Annotated in this window: 22 protein-coding genes and 3 pseudogenes; 15 read left to right on the top strand and 10 right to left on the bottom strand. The window is 53.0% G+C overall.

Features of this window, described 5'->3' with window-relative positions:
• Positions 1–20 precede the first annotated feature (20 nt).
• Together moeB and moeA are read right to left on the bottom strand one after the other, a co-directional pair.
• Complete coding sequence (gene moeB / locus CJP72_RS04240; RefSeq protein WP_162379658.1) at positions 21–770, bottom strand: molybdopterin-synthase adenylyltransferase MoeB; 750 nt, start codon at positions 768–770, stop codon at positions 21–23.
• Entirely contained in the window at positions 770–2005 is a 1236-nt protein-coding gene (moeA, locus tag CJP72_RS04235) for a molybdopterin molybdotransferase MoeA (protein WP_162379657.1), read from the bottom strand. The genes moeB and moeA overlap by 1 nt, the downstream gene beginning before the upstream one ends.
• A gap of 189 nt (positions 2006–2194) precedes the next feature.
• Here moeA and iaaA point away from each other — a divergent pair, with 189 nt between their 5' ends.
• From iaaA to gsiD, 5 genes are read left to right on the top strand one after another with little or no spacing between them, the layout of a single operon-like run.
• A complete protein-coding gene (gene iaaA / locus CJP72_RS04230) occupies positions 2195–3160 on the top strand; it encodes a beta-aspartyl-peptidase (protein WP_162379656.1) in 966 nt (321 codons plus the stop codon).
• Complete coding sequence (gene gsiA / locus CJP72_RS04225) at positions 3147–5018, top strand: glutathione ABC transporter ATP-binding protein GsiA (RefSeq protein WP_162379655.1); 1872 nt, start codon at positions 3147–3149, stop codon at positions 5016–5018. The genes iaaA and gsiA overlap by 14 nt, the downstream gene beginning before the upstream one ends.
• 32 nt (positions 5019–5050) lie before the next feature.
• Positions 5051–6589, top strand: a complete 1539-nt coding sequence (gene gsiB, locus CJP72_RS04220; RefSeq protein WP_162379654.1) for a glutathione ABC transporter substrate-binding protein GsiB — start codon at positions 5051–5053, stop codon at positions 6587–6589.
• A 48-nt stretch (positions 6590–6637) separates the two neighbouring features.
• Complete coding sequence (gene gsiC, locus CJP72_RS04215) at positions 6638–7558, top strand: glutathione ABC transporter permease GsiC (RefSeq protein WP_162379653.1); 921 nt, start codon at positions 6638–6640, stop codon at positions 7556–7558.
• Between the two features lie 2 nt (positions 7559–7560).
• A complete protein-coding gene (gene gsiD / locus CJP72_RS04210; RefSeq protein WP_162379652.1) occupies positions 7561–8472 on the top strand; it encodes a glutathione ABC transporter permease GsiD in 912 nt (303 codons plus the stop codon).
• Positions 8473–8551: 79 nt separating this feature from the next.
• Here gsiD and CJP72_RS04205 read toward each other — a convergent pair whose 3' ends face one another.
• Positions 8552–9061, bottom strand: coding sequence for a GNAT family N-acetyltransferase (locus tag CJP72_RS04205; RefSeq protein WP_162379651.1), 510 nt, complete (start codon positions 9059–9061; stop codon positions 8552–8554).
• 74 nt (positions 9062–9135) lie between these two features.
• Here CJP72_RS04205 and CJP72_RS04200 point away from each other — a divergent pair, with 74 nt between their 5' ends.
• From CJP72_RS04200 to CJP72_RS04190, 4 genes and pseudogenes are all read left to right on the top strand, one after another.
• Complete coding sequence (locus CJP72_RS04200) at positions 9136–9441, top strand: hypothetical protein (protein WP_238339993.1); 306 nt, start codon at positions 9136–9138, stop codon at positions 9439–9441.
• A gap of 450 nt (positions 9442–9891) precedes the next feature.
• A pseudogene (locus tag CJP72_RS25390) lies at positions 9892–10059 on the top strand (ISL3 family transposase); the annotation flags it as partial.
• Complete coding sequence (locus CJP72_RS04195; RefSeq protein ID WP_162379650.1) at positions 10040–10321, top strand: isoaspartyl peptidase/L-asparaginase; 282 nt, start codon at positions 10040–10042, stop codon at positions 10319–10321. The pseudogene CJP72_RS25390 and the gene CJP72_RS04195, both read left to right, overlap by 20 nt.
• Before the next feature lie 58 nt (positions 10322–10379).
• Complete coding sequence (locus CJP72_RS04190) at positions 10380–11705, top strand: RCC1 domain-containing protein (RefSeq protein ID WP_162379649.1); 1326 nt, start codon at positions 10380–10382, stop codon at positions 11703–11705.
• Between the two features lie 269 nt (positions 11706–11974).
• Here the strand turns inward: CJP72_RS04190 and CJP72_RS26095 are convergent.
• Positions 11975–12208: pseudogene (locus CJP72_RS26095) on the bottom strand (alpha/beta hydrolase); the annotation flags it as partial.
• On the opposite strand from CJP72_RS26095, the pseudogene CJP72_RS04180 reads away from it, so the two are divergent.
• Positions 12203–12517: pseudogene (locus CJP72_RS04180) on the top strand (LysR substrate-binding domain-containing protein); the annotation flags it as partial. The pseudogenes CJP72_RS26095 and CJP72_RS04180 sit on opposite strands and share 6 nt — an antisense overlap.
• 186 nt (positions 12518–12703) lie before the next feature.
• Here the strand turns inward: CJP72_RS04180 and rimO are convergent.
• Complete coding sequence (gene rimO / locus CJP72_RS04175) at positions 12704–14029, bottom strand: 30S ribosomal protein S12 methylthiotransferase RimO (protein WP_162379648.1); 1326 nt, start codon at positions 14027–14029, stop codon at positions 12704–12706.
• Positions 14030–14258: 229 nt separating this feature from the next.
• On the opposite strand from rimO, the gene bssR reads away from it, so the two are divergent.
• Together bssR and CJP72_RS04165 are read left to right on the top strand one after the other, a co-directional pair.
• Positions 14259–14642, top strand: a complete 384-nt coding sequence (gene bssR, locus CJP72_RS04170) for a biofilm formation regulator BssR (protein ID WP_162379647.1) — start codon at positions 14259–14261, stop codon at positions 14640–14642.
• A gap of 102 nt (positions 14643–14744) precedes the next feature.
• Positions 14745–15857: a PQQ-dependent sugar dehydrogenase gene (locus CJP72_RS04165; protein WP_162379646.1), complete on the top strand. Its 1113-nt coding sequence runs from the start codon at positions 14745–14747 to the stop codon at positions 15855–15857.
• 68 nt (positions 15858–15925) lie between these two features.
• On the opposite strand, the gene CJP72_RS04160 is transcribed toward CJP72_RS04165, so the two are convergent.
• Positions 15926–16552, bottom strand: coding sequence for a glutathione S-transferase family protein (locus tag CJP72_RS04160; protein WP_162379645.1), 627 nt, complete (start codon positions 16550–16552; stop codon positions 15926–15928).
• 261 nt (positions 16553–16813) lie between these two features.
• Here CJP72_RS04160 and dacC point away from each other — a divergent pair, with 261 nt between their 5' ends.
• Positions 16814–18016 (top strand): serine-type D-Ala-D-Ala carboxypeptidase, encoded by a 1203-nt coding sequence (dacC, locus tag CJP72_RS04155; RefSeq protein WP_162379644.1) that lies wholly within the window; start codon positions 16814–16816, stop codon positions 18014–18016.
• 52 nt (positions 18017–18068) lie between these two features.
• Here the strand turns inward: dacC and deoR are convergent, their stop codons facing one another.
• Positions 18069–18827, bottom strand: a complete 759-nt coding sequence (gene deoR, locus CJP72_RS04150; RefSeq protein WP_162379643.1) for a DNA-binding transcriptional repressor DeoR — start codon at positions 18825–18827, stop codon at positions 18069–18071.
• 71 nt (positions 18828–18898) lie between these two features.
• Positions 18899–19507: an undecaprenyl-diphosphate phosphatase gene (ybjG, locus tag CJP72_RS04145; protein WP_162379642.1), complete on the bottom strand. Its 609-nt coding sequence runs from the start codon at positions 19505–19507 to the stop codon at positions 18899–18901.
• Between the two features lie 381 nt (positions 19508–19888).
• On the opposite strand from ybjG, the gene CJP72_RS04140 reads away from it, so the two are divergent.
• Positions 19889–21121 carry an MFS transporter gene (locus tag CJP72_RS04140; RefSeq protein WP_162379641.1) on the top strand — a complete coding sequence of 411 codons (1233 nt, stop codon included), beginning with the start codon at positions 19889–19891 and terminating at the stop codon, positions 21119–21121.
• Between the two features lie 79 nt (positions 21122–21200).
• On the opposite strand, the gene CJP72_RS04135 is transcribed toward CJP72_RS04140, so the two are convergent.
• Together CJP72_RS04135 and CJP72_RS04130 are read right to left on the bottom strand one after the other, a co-directional pair.
• On the bottom strand, positions 21201–22016 hold the full coding sequence (locus tag CJP72_RS04135) for a Cof-type HAD-IIB family hydrolase (RefSeq protein WP_162379640.1): 816 nt from the start codon (positions 22014–22016) through the stop codon (positions 21201–21203).
• Positions 22016–23224: an MFS transporter gene (locus CJP72_RS04130; RefSeq protein WP_162379639.1), complete on the bottom strand. Its 1209-nt coding sequence runs from the start codon at positions 23222–23224 to the stop codon at positions 22016–22018. The genes CJP72_RS04135 and CJP72_RS04130 overlap by 1 nt, the downstream gene beginning before the upstream one ends.
• An 84-nt stretch (positions 23225–23308) precedes the next feature.
• Between CJP72_RS04130 and CJP72_RS04125 the strand changes: the two genes are divergently transcribed.
• Complete coding sequence (locus CJP72_RS04125) at positions 23309–23851, top strand: TetR family transcriptional regulator (RefSeq protein WP_162379638.1); 543 nt, start codon at positions 23309–23311, stop codon at positions 23849–23851.
• Positions 23852–23863 lie beyond the last annotated feature (12 nt).

The following is a 23863-nucleotide window of genomic DNA, read 5'->3' as shown; positions in this document are numbered from 1 at the left end:
TCCTGCTCACCCGGATGTGTTTAATGCCCGCACACCTCACAGCCCGGATTGCGCATTAACTTCATTTCGCGAAACTGGCAGGTCATGGCGTCATACATGACGATTTTGCCGGAGGCGGGTTTTCCGTACTGCGCCAGTAATTTAATCGCCTCCATGGCCTGCAATGAGCCAATCACGCCGATCAGCGGCGCCATGACGCCAGCCTCCACGCAGGTCAGCGCATTCTCGCCAAACAAACGACTCAGACAACGATAGCAAGGCTCACCGTCTTGCCAGGTGAAGACGGTAATTTGGCCTTCCATGCGGATAGCCGCGCCGGAAACCAGCGGAACTTTTCCGGCGAAGCAGCCCGCATTGAGCTGGTTACGTACCGCGACGTTATCGGTACAATCCAGCACCAGGTCATGCTCAGCGATCAGCGCATGAAGGGCTTCATCCTCCAGCAGGGCGTTAATCGGGGAGATGATGATATGCGGATTGATACGCATCAGCGCGTCACGGGCGGATTCGACTTTGGCTTGCCCGACCGTCGCGTCACTGTGCAGCGTTTGACGCTGCAAATTAGACACCGACACCGTATCAAAATCGAGCAACGTCAGATTACCCACCCCCGCGCTTGCCAGATATTGCGTGGCCGCGCATCCCAGTCCACCCAGCCCCACCACCAGCACACGCGCCGCTTTTAAGGCTTCTTGCCCTTCAAAATCGAAGCCGCGCAGAATGATTTGCCGGTTGTAGCGCATCATTTCCTGGTCGCTGAGCTCAGCCATTACAGACCTCCAAACAGCGCGTTAAACGGCTCGACTTCCACCCATTCACCCACTTCCACATTGCCGCGATCGCGCTCCAGCACGATAAAGCAGTTCCCCAGGCTAAAGGAGCTGAAAATATGCGAACCCTGATGTCCGGTGGTGGTGACTTCCAGTTCACCGTCGGCTGCGCGCTGTAGCACGCCCCGCTGAAAATCGAGACGCCCGGGGGTTTTCTTCAGACGAGAGGCGGTGCGCACCCGCTGGCGCGCTGGCAGCCCGCACGCGGTGTTGCCGCTGAGTTTGGCCAGTAATGGTTGAACGAGCTGATAAAACGTCAGCGCGGCGGAAACCGGGTTGCCCGGCAGGCCACAGAACCAGCTGTTGCTGAGTTTGCCAAACGCAAAGGGTTTACCGGGCTTAATGGCCAGTTTCCAGAACGTAATTTCGCCCAACTCTTCGAGAATCGTTTTGGTGTAGTCCGCTTCACCCACAGAGACGCCACCGGAGCTTATCACCACATCCGCCTGGCTATCCGCTTCCACAAAAGCGGTGCGTAACGCATGCGGATCGTCGCGGATAATGCCTAAGTTGATGACGTCACAACCGAGCTGTTCCAGCATCAGATGTACCGCTAAGCGGTTGGTGTCATAAATTTGCCCGTCGCCCAGCGGCTGGCCCGGCAGTTGCAGTTCATCACCTGTCGAGAACAGCGCCACACGCACTTTACGAACCACCTGGGCGTCGGCGATGCCCAGCGAGGCCAGCACCGGCAGTTCTGCGGTCGTCAGGCGCGTTCCCGCCGTAAACACAACGGCGCCCGTGGTTATATCTTCTCCGCGATGGCGAATGTTTTGCCCGCCACGAACGTCCACGATAAAACGTACGCCTTCGTCGGTTTGTTCCGTTTGTTCTTGCATCACCACCGCGTCACAGCCTGCTGGAACGGGGGCGCCCGTCATAATGCGGATACACGTATCTGCCGGCCATTCCCCCTGAAAAGGCTGACCGGCAAAGGCTTTACCAGCCACAGGAAGCGGTTTACCGGACGCCAGATCGCGTAAGCGTACCGCGTAGCCGTCCATCGCAGAATTATCAAATCCTGGCACATCCAGAGGAGAGGTAACGTCGTTTGCCAAAATGCGGCCAAAACACTGCGTTAACGGCAGTGTCTCGGTGGCGGTAAGAGGGGTAATACGTGACAACATTTGCGTGAGTGCCGCTTCAAGCGGCATTAATCCGGCGGTAAATTCCATGGAAACACTCCTGCGGGGCTCATTCGAATCCGGCTATTATGTCAGAAAATGCAGGCAGACTGTATGCCACCTCGGGCGTAACCTTTACATGCCGCTTGCATCTTTCTATATTCAGAAATCGAATGAAGAATTCGTAACAATTCTGATATTTATAGCAAATGTATGTGCCACCGTTAATGGACGACAAAAATGGGCAAAGCAGTCATTGCGATTCACGGCGGCGCAGGCGCCATTTCCCGCGCGCAATTGAGCCAGCAGCAAGAGCAGCGCTACATCCGGGCGTTGTCGGATATTGTTGAAACAGGGCAAAAGATGCTTGAAGCGGGGGAAAGCGCGCTCGATGTGGTTACAGAAGCGGTGCGCTTGCTGGAAGAGTGCCCCTTATTTAATGCCGGCATTGGCGCGGTGTTTACCCGCGATGAAACCCACGAACTGGATGCCTGCGTCATGGATGGCAATACGCTAAAAGCCGGTGCCGTTGCGGGGGTGAGCCAGTTACGTAATCCGGTGCTTGCCGCCAGATTGGTGATGGATCATAGCCCGCATGTCATGATGGTGGGGGAGGGGGCGGAAAATTTTGCTTTTTCGCAGGGGATGGCGCGTGTTTCACCCGATATTTTTTCTACTCCCGAGCGTTACGAACAGTTGCTGGCGGCACGTACCGCAGGCGAAACGGTACTCGACCACAGCGGCGCGCCGTTGGATGAAATGAACAAAATGGGTACTGTCGGTGCCGTCGCACTGGATCAATACGGCAATCTGGCGGCGGCGACCTCCACGGGCGGCATGACCAATAAACTGCCCGGACGCGTCGGCGACAGCCCATTACTGGGTGCCGGGTGCTATGCCAATAATGCCAGCGTCGCGGTCTCCTGTACGGGCACTGGTGAGGTCTTTATCCGTACGCTGGCGGCTTACGATATTGCCGCGCTGATGGATTACGGCGGACTTAGCCTTGCCGACGCCTGCGAGCGAGTGGTGATGGAAAAATTACCGGCGCTGGGTGGCAGTGGCGGATTAATCGCCATCGATCATGAAGGGAACGTCGCCCTGCCATTTAACTGCGAAGGCATGTATCGTGCCTGGGGATATGCCGGGGATACGCCAACCACGGGGATCTACCGGGAAAAAGGGGATACCGTTGCCACACAGTGACGAACTGGACGCCAGCGATGTACTGGCCGTCAGCAATCTGAATATTGCGTTTTCACAAGAGCAGCAACGCGTTAGCGCGGTGCGCAATCTTTCGTTTCGCCTCAAGCGTGGAGAGACGCTGGCGATTGTCGGCGAGTCGGGGTCGGGAAAATCGGTCACCGCGCTGTCGTTGATGCGTCTGATTGAGCAGGCCGGGGGCGAGATTCAGTGTGATGAAATGCTCCTGCGCCGTCGTAATCGTCAGGTGATTGAGCTGGGCGAGCAAAACACGTCTCAGATGCAGCATGTGCGCGGCGCGGATATCGCTATGATCTTTCAGGAGCCGATGACGTCGCTCAACCCGGTTTTTACCGTGGGAGAGCAAATCGCCGAATCGATCCGCTTGCATCAGGGCGCCAGTCGCGAAGACGCGATGGCGGAAGCAAAGCGGATGCTCGATCAGGTGCGTATCCCGGAAGCAAAAGCCATTTTATCCCGTTATCCGCACCAGCTTTCCGGTGGTATGCGCCAGCGTGTGATGATCGCGATGGCGCTGTCGTGTCGTCCGGCGGTGTTGATTGCGGATGAGCCGACGACGGCCCTGGATGTCACTATACAGGCGCAGATACTGCAATTGATCAAAGTGTTACAGCAGGAGATGTCGATGGGGGTGATTTTTATCACCCATGATATGGGCGTGGTGGCTGATGTTGCCGATCGGGTCCTGGTGATGTATCAGGGCGAGGCTGTGGAAACCGGCAGCGTTGAGCAGATTTTTCATGCGCCGCAGCACCCGTATACCAAAGCGTTACTGGCGGCAGTACCACAACTGGGGGCGATGAGCGGACATGCGCTTCCGCGTCGATTCCCGCGCCTTTCACCCGGTGAACCACAACCGCGTGAACCACAGAAAGATCAGGATACGGTTGTCGCCGGCGAGCCTATTTTGCAGGTGCGTAATCTGGTGACGCGTTTTCCGTTACGCAGCGGCATCTTTAACCGGGTGACTCAGGAAGTCCATGCCGTAGAGAACGTCAGTTTTGATCTCTGGCCGGGCGAAACGCTGTCGCTGGTGGGGGAATCCGGCTGCGGAAAATCCACGACTGGACGCGCGCTATTACGACTGGTGGAATCGCAACGCGGAGAGATTACGTTCAACGGTCAGCGTATTGACACCCTTCCGGCGGGCAAACTGCAGGCGCTCCGCCGGGATATTCAGTTCATCTTTCAGGATCCTTACGCTTCGCTTGATCCTCGCCAGACGGTGGGATATTCCATTATGGAGCCGCTGCGCGTTCATGGCGTGCTACAGGGGGATGCGGCGGCGTCACGAGTGGCCTGGCTGCTTGAGCGTGTTGGTTTGCGCCCGGAACATGCCAGACGTTATCCGCACGAGTTTTCCGGTGGGCAGCGTCAGCGTATCTGCATTGCCCGCGCGCTGGCGCTCAATCCGAAGGTGATCATAGCCGATGAGCCCGTCTCCGCGCTGGATGTGTCTATTCGCGGGCAGATCATCAATTTGCTGCTCGATCTTCAGCGGGATATGGGGATCGCCTGGCTGTTTATTTCCCACGATATGGCGGTGGTTGAGCGAATCAGCCATCGCGTGGCGGTGATGTACCTGGGGCAAATCGTGGAAATCGGTCCTCGCCGCGCCCTGTTTGAAAACCCGCAACATCCGTATACCCGTAAGTTGATGGCGGCCGTCCCGGTGGCCGACCCTTCCCGGCATCGACCGCAGCGTGTGCTGTTGTCCGATGACATTCCCAGCAATATTCGTAAGCGTGGGGAACAGATTACACCCGTGTCATTGCAGTTGGTTGGGCCGGGTCATTACGTTGCGCGTCCGCAGCCGGAAAATGCGCTTTCGCGTTTATAACATTCGGACACACAGGGTTTCAGGAGAATAATATGACAAAATTTGTTGCCCGTTATTGGATGGTTGCTGTGGGCGTTGCGTCGGCGTTGGCGGTAGCGCCTGCGTTTGCGGCGAAGGATGTGGTGGTAGCGGTAGGTTCCAATTTCACGACGCTCGATCCGTACGACGCGAATGACACGTTATCGCAGTCGGCGGCGAAATCGTTTTATCAGGGACTGTTTGGCCTTGATAAGGATATGAAACTTAAAAACGTACTGGCAGAAAGCTACACCGTGTCCGATGACGGTTTGATCTACACCGTGAAATTGCGTCAGGGGGTCAAGTTTCAGGACGGCACCGACTTTACGGCGACGGCGGTAAAGGTCAATCTTGACCGGGCAAGCAACCCGGAAAGCCATCTTAAACGCTACAACCTCTACAAGAACATCGCAAAAACAGAAGTGGTCGATCCCGCAACGGTGAACATCACGCTGAAACAACCGTTTTCGGCATTCATCAACATTCTGGCGCATCCGGCGACGGCCATGATCTCACCGACGGCACTGGAAAAATACGGTAACGAAATTGGATTTCATCCGGTTGGGACTGGACCGTATGAGCTTGATACCTGGAACCAGACTGATTTTGTCAAAGTGAAGAAATTCACCGGTTACTGGCAGCAAGGGTTACCGAAATTAGACAGCATCACCTGGCGACCGGTGGCGGACAACAACACGCGTTCGGCAATGCTGCAAACGGGCGAGGCGCAATTTGCCTTCCCTATTCCTTACGAACAGGCCGCACTGCTGGAAAAAAATAAAAACCTGGAACTGGTCGCCAGCCCCTCCATCATGCAGCGTTACATCAGCATGAACGTCACCCAGAAACCGTTTGATAATGTCAAAGTGCGCGAAGCGCTCAACTATGCCATTAATCGTCAGGCGCTGGTGAAAGTGGCATTTGCCGGTTATGCGACGCCTGCAACGGGCGTCTTGCCTCCGGCGATTGCATTCGCGCAGAATTATACGCCGTGGCCGTACGACCCGGCTAAAGCACGCGAACTGTTAAAAGAAGCGGGTTATCCGAAGGGTTTTAGCACCACGCTGTGGTCGTCGCATAACCACAGTACCGCGCAAAAAGTGCTGCAGTTTACCCAGCAACAGCTGGCGCAGGTCGGCATTAAAGTGCAGGTGACGGCGATGGATGCCGGGCAGCGCGCGGCGGAAGTGGAAGGCAAAGGGCAAAAAGAGAGCGGAGTAAGACTGTTCTACACCGGCTGGAGCGCTTCCACGGGGGAAGCCGATTGGGCGCTGTCGCCGCTGTTCGCGTCGCAAAACTGGCCACCAACGCAGTTTAATACCGCATTCTACAGCAACAAGCAGGTCAACAGCGATCTGGCGGACGCGCTGAAAACCAACGACCCGACCGAGAAAGCGCGCCTGTACAAAGAGGTGCAGGATATCATCTGGAAAGAGTCCCCGTGGGTGCCACTGGTCGTCGAAAAACTGGTTTCGGCACACAGTAAAAATTTGACCGGTTTCTGGATTATGCCGGACACGGGTTTCAGTTTTGAAGATGCGGATTTGAAGTAAGCCATCTATTCTGCCCCTGACGTTCAGGGGGCAGATTCAGGGAGTCTGATGTTTAGTTATGTAATCAAGCGTCTGCTGGGGTTAATTCCAACCCTGTTGATTGTCGCGGTGCTGGTGTTTTTATTTGTCCATCTGTTACCCGGCGATCCGGCACGGCTAATCGCCGGGCCGGAGGCCGATGCGCAGGTGATTGAACTGGTGCGCCAGCAGCTTGGCCTTGATCAACCGTTGCACGTTCAATTCTGGCATTACATAACCCACGTTCTTGAGGGCGACTTTGGGACGTCGATGGTTTCTCGCCGCCCGGTCTCGGAAGAGATTGCCAGCCGCTTTATGCCGACGTTTTGGCTGACCATCACCAGTATGGTTTGGGCCGTCATGTTTGGGATGACGGCCGGGATCATCGCTGCGGTCTGGCGTAACCGTTGGCCAGATCGGGTGAGCATGACGCTGGCGGTCATGGGGATCTCTTTCCCGGCGTTTGCGCTCGGTATGCTGCTAATGCAGATCTTTTCCGTCGAATTGGGCTGGCTGCCAACGGTCGGCGCAGACACCTGGCTGCACTACATTTTGCCGTCTATCACCTTAGGCGCTGCGGTGGCCTCGGTGATGGCACGTTTTACTCGCGCGTCGTTTGTCGATGTGCTCAGTGAAGATTACATGCGTACCGCCCGGGCGAAGGGCGTGAGCGAAACCTGGGTTGTGTTAAAACACGGCCTGCGTAACGCCATGATACCGGTCGTCACCATGATGGGGCTCCAGTTCGGCTTTTTGCTCGGCGGCTCTATTGTTGTCGAGAAAGTGTTTAACTGGCCGGGGCTTGGCCGCCTGCTGGTAGACTCGGTGGAAATGCGCGACTATCCGGTGATTCAGGCTGAGATCCTGCTGTTTTCTCTGGAATTTATTCTAATCAATTTAGTGGTGGATGTTCTCTACGCCGCCATTAATCCGGCTATCAGGTACAAGTAAGGATGCGATTGTTTAACTGGCGCCGTCAGGCGATTTTAAATGCCATGCCTCTGGTGAAACCCGATCGGGTACGTACCCCGTGGCATGAGTTCTGGCGGCGTTTTCGTCGTCAGCATCTGGCTATGATCGCCGGTGTTTTTGTTCTGTTGCTGATCCTGGTGGCGATTTTTGCCCGTTGGTTAACGCCGTTTGATGCGGAAAATTACTTCGATTACGACCGCCTGAATGACGGCCCCTCCATGCTGCACTGGTTTGGCGTCGATTCGCTGGGCAGGGATATTTTCAGCCGCGTGCTGGTGGGGGCGCAAATCTCGCTGGCGGCTGGCGTATTTGCGGTGTTTATTGGCGCGGCGATAGGGACGGTCTTCGGTTTACTGGCGGGCTACTATGAAGGCTGGTGGGACCGAATAATCATGCGTATCTGCGATGTGCTGTTCGCTTTTCCGGGCATCCTGCTGGCGATTGCGGTGGTGGCGGTGCTGGGCAGCGGCATTGCCAATGTGATTATCGCTGTGGCTATCTTCTCCATTCCTGCGTTTGCCCGTCTGGTGCGCGCGAATACCCTGGTGTTAAAGCAGCAAACGTTTATTGAATCGGCGCGCAGTATTGGGGCCAGTGATGCGACCATTCTTTTCAACCATATTTTGCCGGGGACGGTCTCGTCGATTGTGGTCTTTTTTACCATGCGTATCGGCACCTCGATTATCTCGGCGGCCAGTTTGTCTTTTCTCGGGTTAGGCGCTCAGCCGCCAACGCCGGAATGGGGGGCAATGCTCAATGAAGCGCGGGCGGATATGGTGATTGCGCCGCACGTGGCGATTTTTCCTGCCGTGGCGATTTTCCTGACGGTGCTGGCGTTTAACCTGCTGGGCGATGGGCTGCGCGATGCGCTGGACCCGAAGATTAAGGGGTAGGCGCGTCGGGCCAAATACTTACCGTTTTTGCAGCACTGTCGCAGTTGGTGAGTCAGTCGGATAACGACAGGTCATTTCCTCAAATGCGTTTACCCAAAATATGCAAGGTGCTTTGCTGGGTGGGGGTGCTGAAAATCGTATCTTTGATCAGTGTTAACCCCTGGCGGGTATAAAACCGGTACGCCTGCGGGTTAGCGTCTAACACTTCCAGCCAGAAAAACGTTTCACCACGGCATTGCGCCATACGCACGATTTCCGCAAACAGTAGCTCACCGTAGCCTTTACCTGTTTCACCGGGCAGCAGATAAAGCTTATGCAGAAGTGTCCCTGTCGGGCCGTTTTCATCCACGGCGCGGTGCCAGGAGACTTTGGCGAATCCGACCGGAACAGTATCGTCTGCGATAAACCAGCAACGGTTTTTGCTTTGTAGTTCCTTCTGTAATGCTGACAACGAGTATTCCTGAAAGAGAAACGTCTGCAATTCAGCGTGATCATGCCACAGGTGGGCAAAGTGGTGGGTGTAACTGGAATAACCCATTTGACTTAATAATGCGGCATCATCCAGATGCGCCTTTCGTACTGTAATCATTTTGGGTCGGATCCTCATAATTCAATAAGTTTTAATGTATTCTGAATATAACATTTATTTTTGTGAAGAATTAGATGATGGTTGACTTAAGGTATTATATCAATGCGATTAAAAACGAAGAGAAGGTAAGCTGCCTTCAGGAACGTCGGGTAAAAGATGATTTAGCCGAAGTTGCGACTATCACCAGGGCATGGCTTCATGAGAGTGGTGTGATAATCCGCTACATTAATGAACTCGAAGAAATACAACCTGCCGCTGAGGTTTGTCCCGAATGTTGGATATGTTGGGAAGTAATAGAGGCAGCGGGACAGGATATCAGACCAATGAAAAAGCAATTTCATAATGTTTGTCAGGAGTCATTCTGGTTGAAAATGACCTGACGGATTGTGCATTGTTTTACTTTTCGCAATGGCTTCCATAATCCTTGCTATTTATGTGGGTAACCCTCGCAATCCAATCCGATTGGCGAGACAAAAATAAATAAAGAAATACCGTTAATAAACCAGTGGATATTCTCAGTATGTAATCCTCTGCTTCTGACTCAACGCAGAGGCGTGACGCCACATGGCATGAGCTTTGGAAAGCTCAGCCCGGCATCGACCCGGAACCAGGGACGTTTTGTGTAGCACATTTTCAGGGCTGCCTTGTCATGATCCCCAAAAGTAAACAGGGATTTTCAGACCTTATCCTAAATGGCGGCGCCGAATACCGCGACACTTTTCCCAGTCCATGTCTACCCCCGGGAATTGGTGTTATGATCGGCATCGCTTCGTCTGGGCAAAGTTCCCTTTTAGTGTTCTACTATTTCGTGCCGCTATTGAGGACCATCAAAAAGGATTGTACGGAACACTGATGCTATGCGTCATCGTGTTTTGAATAGCAATATTGAGGCGCTGGATAGCAAAATTAGGCTACTGAGAATAAAAGCCAGGGGATACCGAAACGTTTTTATCCCCAAAATAAAAGGAATTTTTGCATATGGAAAATTTAAAAAATAGTCTCGCCACTCTGACACTTTGTCCTTTCCTCTCTTCACCCGCCTGTGCCGATTCTCAGGCACCAATACAGTTAGATATTCACGGAGGTGCGGGAGCGATCACTAAAGAAACCATCACTCCTGAACAGGAAAAACACGATAACGAAACGTTAACTGAAGCCCTGAATGCCGGATACGCTGTTCTGAAAATTGGAAGAGCCTGTCTGAAGGGTTTTGTCGCATTAGCACAGGGAACGCAACTTTTGCTGACTCGCCTTTGCTAATGCGACAAAGTCTAATTATCTATATCCGAACTGGCCCTTGTAAATATGTGAGGCGTTAATGCTTAAAAAAATTTTATTTGTTTGTCCTTTTTTAATTTTAATTATATTAGTGGCGCAGCGTGAATTTAAAGAACCCGCTGAGCCAACCGCGACTTCACAATATAAAGTCGTGACGTGGGGAGATGCTGAAAGTGGCGGTAATAGCTCGGCAGTACAGAGTCAGCTTACCCATGTTCAGGCCGTTGTGAGTACCAACACGGCTTTTGCTGCCCTGCGAGCAGATGGCACGGTTGTTACATGGGGGGAGGAGAGCAATGGCGGTGATAGCTCGGCTGTACAGAGCCAGCTTAACAATGTCCAGACGATTGTTGGCACTCGTAGAGCTTTTGCCGCCTTGAAAGGGGATGGCACCGTCGTGACGTGGGGAGCGCTTGATAGCGCGGCCATTCAGAATCAACTCATCGATGTCCAGGCTATTTATACCCGGCCCCATGCTTTTGCGGCCCTGAAAAAAGATGATTCTGTGGTGACATGGGGAGTGGATAGCCTCGGTGAGGCTTTTTCGTCAATTCAAAAACAGCTTACTCACATCCAGACTCTTATAGGTAATGAAGGGGCATTTGCGGCTCTCAAGGGGGACGGGTCCGTGGTGACATGGGGATCAGCAGATCATGGCGGTGACAGCTCGGTTGTACAGAGTCAGCTTACCCATGTTCAGGCTATATCCAGTACTGGCTCGGCTTTTGCAGCCCTGAGAAAGGATGGCTCTGTGGTCACGTGGGGGGATAGCAATCTGGGAGGGGATAGCTCGAACGTACAGAATCAACTCACCCATGTTCGGGTCATATCCAGTACCGGTTCGGCTTTTGCGGCCCTGAGAAATGATGGCTCTGTGGTTACGTGGGGGGGCTATGATGAAGAGAGTTCGGTGGTACAGAGCCAACTCACAAAGGTCCGGACTATTTTTAGCAACTACTCGGCATTTGCCGCCCTGAAAGAGGATGGTTCAGTCGTGGCATGGGGAGATGACAACCAGGGAGGCGACATTTGTCGTTTTGGGCAGTGCCCGGTGAGTCATGTCCAGTCCATATTCAGTACGGGCTCGGCTTTTGCGGCCCTGAAAAAGGATGGCTCAGTGGTCACGTGGGGAAGTATGAGGTCTGGTGGCTATAGCCCGAAAGTGCAGGACCAACTTGTCAACGTCCAGACCATTTTTAGCACCGATGCTGCCTTTGCTGCACTCAAGCAGGATGGCACGGTTGTGACATGGGGAAAGGCCGAATGGGGTGGTGACAGTTCGGGTGTGCAGGAACAGTTGACCCGTGTTAAGGCTATTGCCAGCAACCCATTTGCCTTTGCTGCTTTAGTGGCTGTGCCGCATTAATGAGCCGTCAGGTAACTCACTGTTTGATTGTGATGTTACCTGCCCATGCCGCTGTGCCGAAAAGTCTTCAAACGCCCAACACTGTTCACTTAAGTCAATGAATGAGGGGAAACACCGGGATTGGGTTCCCGGAGGGACGCCAAACCCGGTGGTCGCCCCGAATATCCCGGTCTTAAACTCACCGTGTGATTCAAACGCCGGCATTATCCCGTAGGCGTTATTGCGCAGTGTGTTTGCGGGGATCGGGGTCTGGCAAAAGTGTCGCGGTATTAGGCGCCGCTATTTAGATGCGTTGCTAAAAACGGGAGCACCTTGTTCATTGCTTTGTGGACGGCAACCGGTTTGTCATACAGTTAATAAAGAGAGAACGCTGGCAACGAGACCAGTTCACGAGTCTTCAACGTCGTTACCCGACCATAAATTTTCAGACCATCACGATAGGCGCCGAAGGCACCCACTTTTTCACCCACGACTACCATCACCGGCTGTGTCAGCAACACCTGCCCACATCAGGGACAGCCAACCGCTGGCGATTAATGCGTGGGGGGCGTGAAGTGCGGGTTAGCATGGAAGGTCAGCTTTTACTAAACACCATTGAGCTGATTCTGGATGCAGCGATTGACGGACACGGTCTGGCATATCTGCCGTTTGACCCGGTGCAGCGCGCATTCAAAGATAAAAAACGGGTTCGTGTGCTGGAGAAGTTTCCCCCCGCGTTACCGGGATACCACTTGTACTATCCACATTGCCGCCATGCTGGCTCGGCATTTTCCTTATTCATTGATACGCTGAAGTACAAAGGTGAGGGTTAATGAGAAGTGTCGCGTAACGCCACCAACCAACGAATTGATAAGGCGCGGACTGTGGCTGGTCGCGCATAAAGATGTGTTTGTCGATCGGCTGGCAACAAAAAAGCCAGGCATAAAAACCTGGCTTTCCCTGGGGACAGTGAATTCACTTATCTCAAGTACACGCCGCTGTGAAGGCGGCGCAACGTGTTAAACGCGACTACCCCACAGATCGTATTCGTCGGCGTTCTCTACTTTCACGCGCACGATATCGCCGGGTTTCACGTTTGTTTCACCGTTCATATAGACTGCGCCATCGATTTCCGGGGCATCGGCCATGCTGCGGCCAATTGCGCCTTCTTCGTCGACTTCATCCACGATGACCATAATTTCCCGGCCCACTTTTTCCTGCAAACGTTGAGCAGAAATTTGCTGTTGCAGCTGCATAAAGCGGTTCCAGCGCTCTTCTTTTAACTCTTCTGGCACCTGATCCGGCAGTTCATTGGCACCAGCACCTTCAACCGGGCTGTACTTAAAGCAACCGACCCGGTCCAGACGCGCTTCTTTCAGGAAGTCGAGCAGCATCTGGAAGTCTTCTTCTGTTTCGCCAGGGAAGCCAACGATAAAGGTTGAACGCAGGGTCAGCTCCGGGCAGATTTCACGCCACTGTTTGATGCGCGCCAGCTGGCGGTCCACAGACCCTGGGCGCTTCATCAGTTTAAGAATGCGCGGACTGGCGTGCTGCAGCGGGATATCGAGGTAAGGCAGAATTTTTCCATCCGCCATCAGCGGGATAACATCATCCACGTGTGGGTACGGGTAGACATAGTGCAGACGTGTCCAGATACCCAGTTTTGCAAGCTCTTCACACAGATCAACCATGCTGGTTTTGACCGGCGCGCCGTTATGGAAACCGGTGCGGTGCTTCACATCTACCCCGTATGCGGAGGTGTCCTGGGAGATAACCAGAATCTCTTTGACGCCGGCATCGACCAGACGTTTCGCCTCGCTCAGTACTTCGCCAATCGGGCGGCTTACCAGATCGCCACGCATCGACGGGATGATGCAAAACGTGCAGCGATGGTTGCAGCCTTCAGAAATTTTCAGATAAGCATAATGACGCGGGGTCAGTTTGACACCCTGTTCCGGGACAAGGCTCAGGAACGGATTGTGTTTCGGTTTGGGCACGTAGTGGTGAACATGTTCCAGCACTTGCTCGTAGCTATGAGGTCCGGTGATCTCCAGAACTTTCGGGTGTACTTCGCGGATCTGATCTTCTTTCGCACCCAGACAGCCAGTGACAATCACCTTGCCATTTTCGTTCAGCGCTTCACCGATCGCTTCCAGTGATTCTTGCACGGCGCTGTCGATAAAGCCGCAGGTATTGACGATAACCATATCGGCGTCGTCGTAGCTTGGCACCACGTCATAGCCTTCGGTACGCAGTTCAGTCAGGATTCGCTCCGAATCGACGAGGTTTTTCGGGCAGCCAAGGGAAACGAAGCCGATTTTCGGCTGGTGGGTTACTTTGCTCATAGCTTAAAAATTGTTCAGTTATTGGAATGGTCAGGGCAGGGATTCTACAGAGATCCGGGCAAAAATTGTATCGCAATCTCACCGGGCATTACGCGCAGGCAAGATGAAGGTTATAGATATAATGTAAATTTTGTTAATTTATGGTGAATTATTGATCTCAGGCATCATTGCGTTCAAAAAATGACCATACTATTAAGTTGCACTATGACTGGAAGAGGAGGAACAAAGTATGGTCGTTGGCAGACTGAGAACCGCTCTACTTAACAAGCTGGTCAACGCGCGAATCGATCTCGCCGCGTATCTGCAGTTGAGGAAAGCGAAAGGCTACATGTCAGTCAGCGAAAGTGATCGTCTGCGTGATAACTTTTTTGAACTGAATCGCGAATTGCACGATAAATCACGACTGCAGAAACTTCATCTGGATAGTGAAGAATGGGAGGCGTTGCATCTTGCTGAAGGTGCATTAGCAGCCGCTGCTGTCTGTCTTATGAGCGGGCATCATGATTGCCCGACTTTCATCTCCGTCAACGCAGAGAAACTTGAAAACTGTCTGACGAATTTGACGCTCAGCATCCAGTGCCTGAAAACGCATTCCATGCTGGCACAGGTCTAAGCTGGGGGGAGGCAACTCCCCCTTATCATCCGTTTTTGTAAAAATATTTCCGCATGCCTTCTCGCTGACTACGCTTTAACGCAGAGCCCTACAGGAGGCGTTATGCGTCGATCTCATCGCTTGTTATTCCCATTATTGCTGTTCTCCGCTCTTGCCAATGCCGAGCCATCCGCAGTCAGAGTCGAAGTACTGCAAACCAAACTTGATCACCCGTGGTCGCTGGCTTTTTTACCCGACAATCGCGGCATGCTGATTACGCTTAAAGGGGGTCAACTGCGGCACTGGCAAGCCGGGAAAGGGCTTTCCGATCCACTCACTGGGGTGCCTAAGGTGTGGGCGCATGGGCAGGGGGGATTGCTGGATGTGGTGCTGGCGCCGGACTTTGCGCAGTCACGCCGCGTCTGGCTCAGTTTTGCGGAAAACGATCTGAACGATAATGCGGGCACGGCGGTGGGCTATGGGCGACTCAGCGAAGATCTGAAGCGTCTTGATAACTTCCAGACCGTTTTTCGCCAGATGCCCAAACTGTCTACCGGGAACCATTTTGGCGGACGCCTGGTGTTTGACGGCAAAGGGCATCTGTTTATTGGCTTAGGAGAAAATAATCAGCGTCCTACCGCACAGGATCTGGATAAATTGCAGGGCAAAGTGGTACGACTGACCGAACAGGGGAAAATCCCGCCAGACAACCCGTTTGTTAACGAGAACGGTGCGCGTCCTGAAATCTGGGCGTATGGCATTCGTAATCCACAGGGGATGGCGATGAACCCGTGGAGTGATGCGCTCTGGCTGAATGAACATGGTCCCCGCGGCGGAGACGAAATTAATATTCCCCAAAAGGGTAAAAACTACGGCTGGCCGCTGGCAACCTGGGGAATCAACTACAGTGGTTTTAAAATCCCGGAAGCAAAAGGGGAGATTGTAGCGGGGACAGAGCAGCCGATTTTTTACTGGAAGCACTCACCCGCAGTCAGCGGAATGGCCTTTTATAACAGTGACCGATTCCCGCAGTGGCAGCAAAAACTCTTCATTGGGGCGTTAAAAGAGCAGAATGTGATTGTTATGACGGTCAACGGGAATACGGTAACGGAAGATGGACGTATCCTGGGGGAGCGAAGACAACGCATTCGCGATGTTCGCATTGGGCCAGACGGCTTTTTATATGTATTAACCGATGAGTCCGACGGGGAATTACTCAGAGTGAGCCCGCGATAGTCGCGTGTAATGTCCTCAGACGGCGGGTTAGCCTGTGGCTCACAGACCAACCCGCATACACATAGCGCTTAGCTGACCGGAATCATCACGATTTTACGGAATGCCGGACGTTCGCTGAGTTGCTGATACCAGCGCTCAAGGTTCGGGCGCGCAGTCCAGGTCAGGCCGACATTGAACAGGTTATAGATGAAAGGTGCGACGGCGATATCGGCAATGCCAAATTCTTTACCGGAGAACCAGCGACGCTTTGCCAGCTCGTCGTCAAGCACGCCGAACAGGTCATCGCAGACTTTGGCGCTGGCGTCGATGGCCGCAGTATCGCGTTGTTCCACTGGCGTTCTGACTAACCCAAACAGGATAACGCGGTGTACCGGACTCAACGTCTGGTTTGCCCAATCCATCCATTTCTCACCTTCCGCGCGGCGAGCCGGAGAGTCTACCCACAACCGGTTTTGTCCGTACTGCGCCGCCAGATAACGCACAATGGTATTGGATTCCCACAGCACAAGGTCAGTTTCATCATCACGCAGTAACGGTACCAGGCCGTTAGGATTCATTGCCAGATATTCAGCGTCATGATTGAGGCCAAATTGACCTCCGGCGAGAATGTGTTGAAAGGGTAATTCCAGCTCTTCAAGCGTCCATAACACTTTTTTTACGTTGGTCGAGTTATTCCTGCCCCACAGCGTGATCATAGTAACCCCTTAATTTGATTGGGCAGCCTTAGGGCTGCGTTCGGCATTTGACCTGTTGCATGGTGAGATAAAAGTCATATTTACGCAACAACCAGCAAAAAAATCGTGAGGAATGCAGCGTAGCGGGGCGTTATTGCATAAACTTTAAAAACTTTACCTACTTACAGTTTCTTTAAGCTCGTTAGTGCGTTATTACTCACCAAACTTGTAACACGGTGATGTGACGTGATTTTTTTTGGAATGGATACTCGGGTGGCATTTATGAAGCAATACTCCTTTTCTCTTCGCAGCCTTGCTGCGAGCTCAGCTCTATTATTCCTTTTTGCGCCGACTTTGCAGGCAGCCGAGCAGACGACCGCGCCGCCGAGCGTTGATGCGCGGGCATGGATCCTGATGGATTACGCCAGCGGAAAAGTGCTGGCTGAAGGGAATGCGGATGAGAAACTTGACCCTGCCAGTCTGACTAAAATTATGACCAGTTACGTGGTCGGGCAAGCGCTGAAGGCCGGAAAAATCAAACTGACGGACATGGTGACGGTGGGGAAAGATGCATGGGCAACGGGAAACCCGGCATTGCGTGGCTCATCGGTGATGTTCCTTAAACCAGGCGATCAGGTGGCGGTTTCTGATCTTAACAAAGGCATTATTATTCAGTCTGGTAACGATGCCTGTATTGCCCTCGCCGATTATGTCGCTGGCAGCCAGGAATCATTTATTGGATTAATGAACGGTTATGCGCAAAAACTTGGCCTGACCAATACGACCTTCCAGACGGTACATGGTCTGGATGCGCCAGGGCAGTTCAGTACCGCCAGAGATATGGCTCTGCTTGGAAAAGCCTTGATCCACGATGTACCTGAAGAGTACGCCATTCATAAAGAAAAAGAGTTTACGTTTAATAAGATCCGCCAGCCAAACCGTAACCGTCTATTGTGGAGTACCAATCTGAATGTCGACGGCATGAAAACCGGGACAACAGCAGGGGCTGGGTACAATTTAGTTGCCTCCGCAACACAGGGCGAAATGCGCCTGATCTCTGTGGTGCTGGGGACGAAAACTGATCGTATTCGCTTTAATGAATCGGAAAAATTACTGACATGGGGCTTCCGCTTTTTTGAAACAGTGACGCCGATTAAACCGGATGCCACTTTTGTCACCCAGCGCGTCTGGTTTGGCGATAAGAGCGAAGTGAACCTCGGGGCGGGTGAAGGCGGTTCGGTGACGATCCCGCGCGGGCAGCTTAAAAATTTGAAAGCGAGCTTTACCCTGACTGAACCGCAGTTGACCGCGCCACTGAAGAAAGGTCAGGTGGTGGGTACTATCGACTTCCAGCTTAACGGGAAATCCATTGAGCAGCGCCCGTTAATGGTAATGGAAGCGGTGGAAGAAGGGGGATTCTTTAGCCGGATGTGGGATTTTGTGATGATGAAATTCCATCAATGGTTTGGCAGTTGGTTCGCCTAATCCCCGTGATGCCGGAGGGCGGCGTGTGCGCCGCCTCCCGGTACATACGGCCTCAATACATGAGCTTAATGTGCTGCGCTTTCGCGTAATCGACCAGTTCATCATCCGGGCGACAGTCGCTGATAATGGAATTAAAGCAGGTTAATTCCCCCATTCGCGCGGGCCGCACTTTACCAAACTTGCTGTGATCCACGACCAGAACATGGTATTGCGCCATCGACATTGCCCAATGCTTCACCGGCAACTCTTCCAGATTAAAACAGGTTGCGCCTTTGCTGACATGCACGCCTGCGGCGGAATAAAAGGCGATATCCGGGCACAGATTGTTCAGGGTTTCCTGAAAGTTGAGCGGCTTAAAAATAGCATTGCTGGCGTGGAATTCTCCGCCACACAGGATCGCGCGACACAACGGTTTTTCCTGCAACGCCAGAAAAGTATTCAGCGAATAACAAACGGCGGTAAAGGGAAGTTCATTATCAATGGCTTCAATAATCCACGGCGTGGTCGTGCCGCAGTCAAAAAACAGCGTCTGGTGCGGTTGTATCAGGCTTGCTGCCAGTTGCGCCGCGCGCCGTTTCTCTTCGACCAGGCGTGATTTTTGATCGCTGAGCAAATAGTGACTGGCGCTACGGGGTTCCAGAACGATATAACCGCCCAGCAATACGACTGGCGCGCTTTTATTGTTCAGGTCGCGACGGATGGTCATCTCAGATACGCCCAGAAGGGTCGCGGCTTCTTTTAGGTGTAATTTATCGCTGCGCTTTAACGCTTGCAGCAATTGACCAATACGCTCGTCGCGTCGTGTTTCCATAGTTCCCCTGGAGAGTTAAGCCATTACCCTGCACGTTGCAGGGCGATTAATACTACTCTTTTTCTATCAGATTAGTCACGCACCCAGCCTTTTCGGATGGGCAGCGCAAAACAGATGCGATAGCACGTTTGCAGGCTGTGATAGAGCCACGCGCCATATTTTTGCCAAACCATTTGTGCGCTCAGACATCCGATCATCGCCACCAGTAAACCGCCAACCATATCCAGCGGCCAGTGTACGCCGAGGTAAACGCGTGACCAGGCGATTGTCACGGCAAGCGCCATCAAAACGGCGCCAGACCAGATCCGGTGCCAGAACAAAAATGCCAGCGCAACGGTGAAAATCACCGTACCGTGATCGCTGGGAAACGAATCATCTGCGGCATGATGCAGGAAATTATACCCAATATGGTCGACAAACGGACGATCGTGAGGGAACAGATGCCCCATTGCCCAGGAGACAGCCAGACTGACGAGCAGGGCGATCGCCATCTTTATGATTAACTGGCGTTGGGCGCAGACCTGATTTCGCGGTCCCCACAGCCAGAGGGTAAGCACCAGCAGCGGCACAATACTGATCATATCTTTGGCAATGAAAATGGCGAGATCAATTATCCACTGCGCGGAATCGGGGGTGGCGTTGATGAAAGAGAACAGCGAAATATTAATATTTTCCAGCATAACATTCAGACTTAGCGCATTGGGATGAGTTAAAAGGCAGTCATGTAAATGACCTGTGCCTGGCTGAGAATAAAAGTCCTGCTAAACACCGTAAAGCGGGTATTGTCTTAAATGAGAAATCCCAGAGTAAAGCGTAACACTGTTAGTTTAAGACCGGTGTTTCCCCTCATTCATGGGCTTAAGTGAACGGTGTTACAGGGTAATTAGCAGAATTCCGCCAGCATCATAGCGGTAGCAACTTAAATTAACCTTAAAGGAAACAGGTATTAAACGACATTCAGTAAAAATGTGCGCTATTTGTGGTCAATGCGCATAATTTGCTATATCCGCAGACGCGCTTTCATTACACTTTGCGCGATTTTTCATTTGTGAAGAGATTGCATGCAAAACCGTTTATCTTCTGGCGCCCGACTGGGTCGTCAGGCATTGCTTTTCCCTCTCTGTCTGGTGCTCTACGAATTTTCCACCTATATCGCTAACGATATGATCCAGCCCGGAATGCTGGCGGTTGTGGAACAATACCAGGCCGGAATTGACTGGGTGCCGACATCAATGACCGCCTACCTTGCGGGCGGCATGTTTTTACAGTGGCTATTAGGGCCGCTGTCGGACCGTATTGGCCGTCGCCCGGTGATGCTCGCGGGCGTGGTGTGGTTCATCTTCACCTGCCTTGCCACGTTGTTGGCGCAAAACATTGAGCAATTTACCTTTCTGCGCTTCTTGCAGGGGATCAGCCTGTGTTTTATCGGTGCCGTGGGTTATGCCGCGATTCAGGAATCTTTTGAAGAGGCGGTGTGCATTAAAATTACCGCGCTGATGGCCAACGTGGCGCTGATTGCACCCTTGTTGGGGCCTCTCGTCGGGGCCGCGTGGGTGCATGTGTTGCCGTGGGAAGGGATGTTCGTGCTGTTTGCTGCACTGGCGGCATTCGCCTTTGTCGGCTTACAACGCGCCATGCCGGAAACAGCAACCCGGATAGGCGAAAAGCTCTCGCTGAAAGAGTTGTGGCGGGATTACACGCTGGTGTTAAAGAACGTGCGCTTTGTTGCGGGCGCGCTGGCGCTGGGGTTTGTCAGTCTGCCTCTGCTGGCATGGATCGCACAGTCTCCCATTATCATCATTAGCGGCGAGCAGCTCAGTAGCTATGAATATGGTCTGCTCCAGGTCCCCATTTTTGGCGCGCTGATCGCCGGGAACCTGGTGCTGGCGCGTCTGACGGCCCGGCGGACGGTGCGTTCATTAATTATCATGGGCGGCTGGCCGATTATGCTGGGGCTGATTCTTGCGGCCGCAGCGACGGTCGTCTCATCCCACGCGTATTTGTGGATGACGGCGGGCCTCAGTCTCTATGCATTTGGTATTGGCGTGGCAAACGCGGGGCTGGTGCGTTTAACCCTGTTTGCCAGCGACATGAGTAAAGGCACCGTCTCTGCCGCGATGGGGATGTTGCAAATGCTGATTTTTACCGTCGGTATCGAGGTGAGTAAATATGCTTATCTGGGCGGTGGAAACGGTCTGTTTAGTTTGTTTAATCTGGCAAACGGGATTCTCTGGCTGCTTCTGATGGTTATCTTCCTGAAAGATAAACAGGTAGGCGCTTCACGGGAAGGATGATAATTACCCGCCTGCCAGAGGGGATCCGGCAGGCGGGGCGGGCTGAAACTGTGGCCAGCCAACGCATGGCGCTAGCCAGTCAGTGCGAAAACGGCGCTTCGTTTCGCAGTATCTTTTCAATAACGTCCAGCACGCCCTCTTTGTTGTTTGAGCCGGCACGGTATTTTGCGGCTGAGACAACGGCCTCTCGGGCATTTTCCATGGCAAAGCTAAAACCGGCCTGGCGCAGCATTTCTATATCGTTACCGCCATCGCCGAAGACAGCGACTTCAGCATCGTCGATACCCCAACGTTGTTGAAGCAGACGCAAACCGTTGGCCTTATGTACGCCAGGGATGATCAAATCGATACTGCCGTAACCGGTATGCACCGGCACCATGATATCGCCGATGGCCTCGTGCAGTTCAGCCTGCAGTTCGGGAATGCGCTCGTCGGAAATGTTAAGACCGAATTTAAAGAAAATATCGTTGATATTGCTGAAGTTATCGACGAATTCAAGCCGATGGTAGTACATGGCTGCCATCTCTTTTAAGGCATCGTCGTACTGCTTGAGGGTGTACGCACTGTTTTTACCGCAGGCAATGATTTCCACCTCCGGGCGAGTCAGCAAATGGTCAACCACGGCATGAAAATCAGCGCGAGGTAACTCACCGTTAAACACGTCATTTCCCTCACTCACCACCCAACCGCCGTTTTCCGCCACGAAGGCGATTTCATGGGCGATCTCAGGAAAGAAAGAGATGAGCTGGTAATACTGGTTGCCGCTGGCGACCACAAAACGGATCCCTTTCTCTTTCATCTGTTGATACTGCGCCATAAACCGCTCACGGTTATAGGTTTTTTGGTCGCTCAGAAAAGTGCCATCCATATCTACTGCAATTAACTTGATACCCATTAACCATTCTCCATCGCAGTGTGCGTTTTTGTTTCTGGTTTAGCGACCGCTTTTGCAACCAGCGCCGCCAGCAGTACCAATGCCAGAACCACCAGCATGGCGCTACGCAACCCATAATGTTCGCCGAGATATCCCAGCAAGGGCGGCCCGACGAGGAAGGCCAGATAACCTGTGGTGGCGACCACGCTGACGCGCGTCGGGGCGTCGGGGCCGGTATCGCTGGCGGCAGAGATCGTCAATGGGAAGCCGAGTGAGGCGCCAAGTCCCCAGAGAACAACGGAGACCCCAGCCACCCAGGCGCTATCAACAAAGATGATGAGACCAATGCCGAGCGCCCCCATGAGCGCGCTGGCGCGCACCACCGCCACGCGGCTATATTTGTCAATAAACCAGCCGCCGGTGAAACGTCCAACGGTCATGCCTAACGTGAAACCTGCGTAGATCAGAGAGCCGGACGTTGGGCTAAATCCGTGCCCATCCACCATCAACAACGGTAACCAGTCGTTGGCGGACCCTTCCGCAAATGCCATCGCCAGCACCACGACGCCAATGAGCAACAGCTGAAAATCCCGGTAAAAGGGCAGTCCTTTTTCAGCAGCGTGGCTACCATCTGCGACGTTTTTACCGGTGCCGTCAGGGATTTCCCGAATGGCGATAAAAATAGGCGCAATGGCTAGCATGGCTGCCAGCAAAATATGTGTGGTGGCCGGTACGCCAAATGCGGTCAACATCATGCCCACACCGGCGCCGGCGAGTGTGCCCAGACTATAAAAGCCATGCATCATTGGCAGGACGGTCTTGTTCATTTCGCGTTCAACCGCAGCGCCCTCGACGTTGATAGCGACTTCTGCGGAACCGAAACTGGCGCCAAAGACACCTAAACCCAGCGCAAAGAGCAGCGGTGAGGTCAAGCCTAACGCAATGCTGAGGATAGCCATGCCGACGACCGCACACGACATGGTTATCTGAATCACATTACGTGTACCAAATCGCTTCACTAGCCAGGCTGAACACAGAATACCGCTCATCGATCCAATCGAAAGCCCAAACAGTACCGCTCCCATTTCCGCCGTTGAGACAGAAAGGATGTCCCGGATAGCAGGGGTACGCGTCGCCCAGGACGCCATCAGCAATCCCGGTAGAAAGAAGAACATGAACAGAGCCCAGGTTCGGCGTTTTAATGCTCTGCGTGATGAACTGGCGGTCATGAATTCAGGCCAAAAAAAGAAGAGAGGAGACAACACTAACAACTTTGTGTACATTTGTACACAAATGGAATATGAGGAAATAGTGTGCGACGTGCTAACGATCCAAACCGGCGAGAAAAAATCGTTCAGGCTACGCTGGAGGCGATAGTGACGTATGGTCTTCATGCCGTAACGCATCGAAAAATCGCTACCCTTGCGCAGGTGCCACTGGGATCAATGACTTACTATTTTTCAGGCATCGATGAACTGCTCATGGAGGCATTTAGCGGTTTTACCGAAACGATGTCGCAGCAATACCAGACCTTTTTTGGCGAAGTCGATGATGCGCTGGGAGCCTGCAATGCGATTACCGACATGATTTACGGCTCACAGGTCACAACACCAGACAACATGGAGCTGATGTATCAGCTATATGCATTCGCCAGCCGTAAACCCGCCTTAAAACAGGTGATGCAGAACTGGATGCAGCGCAGCCAGGGCACACTGGAGCAGTGGTTTGATCCGGCCACTGCCCGCGCGCTGGACGCTTTTTTAGAAGGTATGACCCTGCATTTCGTGACCGACAAAACGCCGCTCGCGCGAGAAGACATTCTGGTCATGGTCAAGCGAATCGCAGGGGCGAGTTGAAGCGGCGTCTGC

Origin of the sequence: Citrobacter sp. NCU1 (genome assembly GCF_010231475.1) — a bacterium.
GTDB lineage: Bacteria > Pseudomonadota > Gammaproteobacteria > Enterobacterales > Enterobacteriaceae > Citrobacter_D.
Note: the sequence above shows the minus strand (reverse complement) of the source record. Positions and strands in the feature narration are given on the sequence as shown.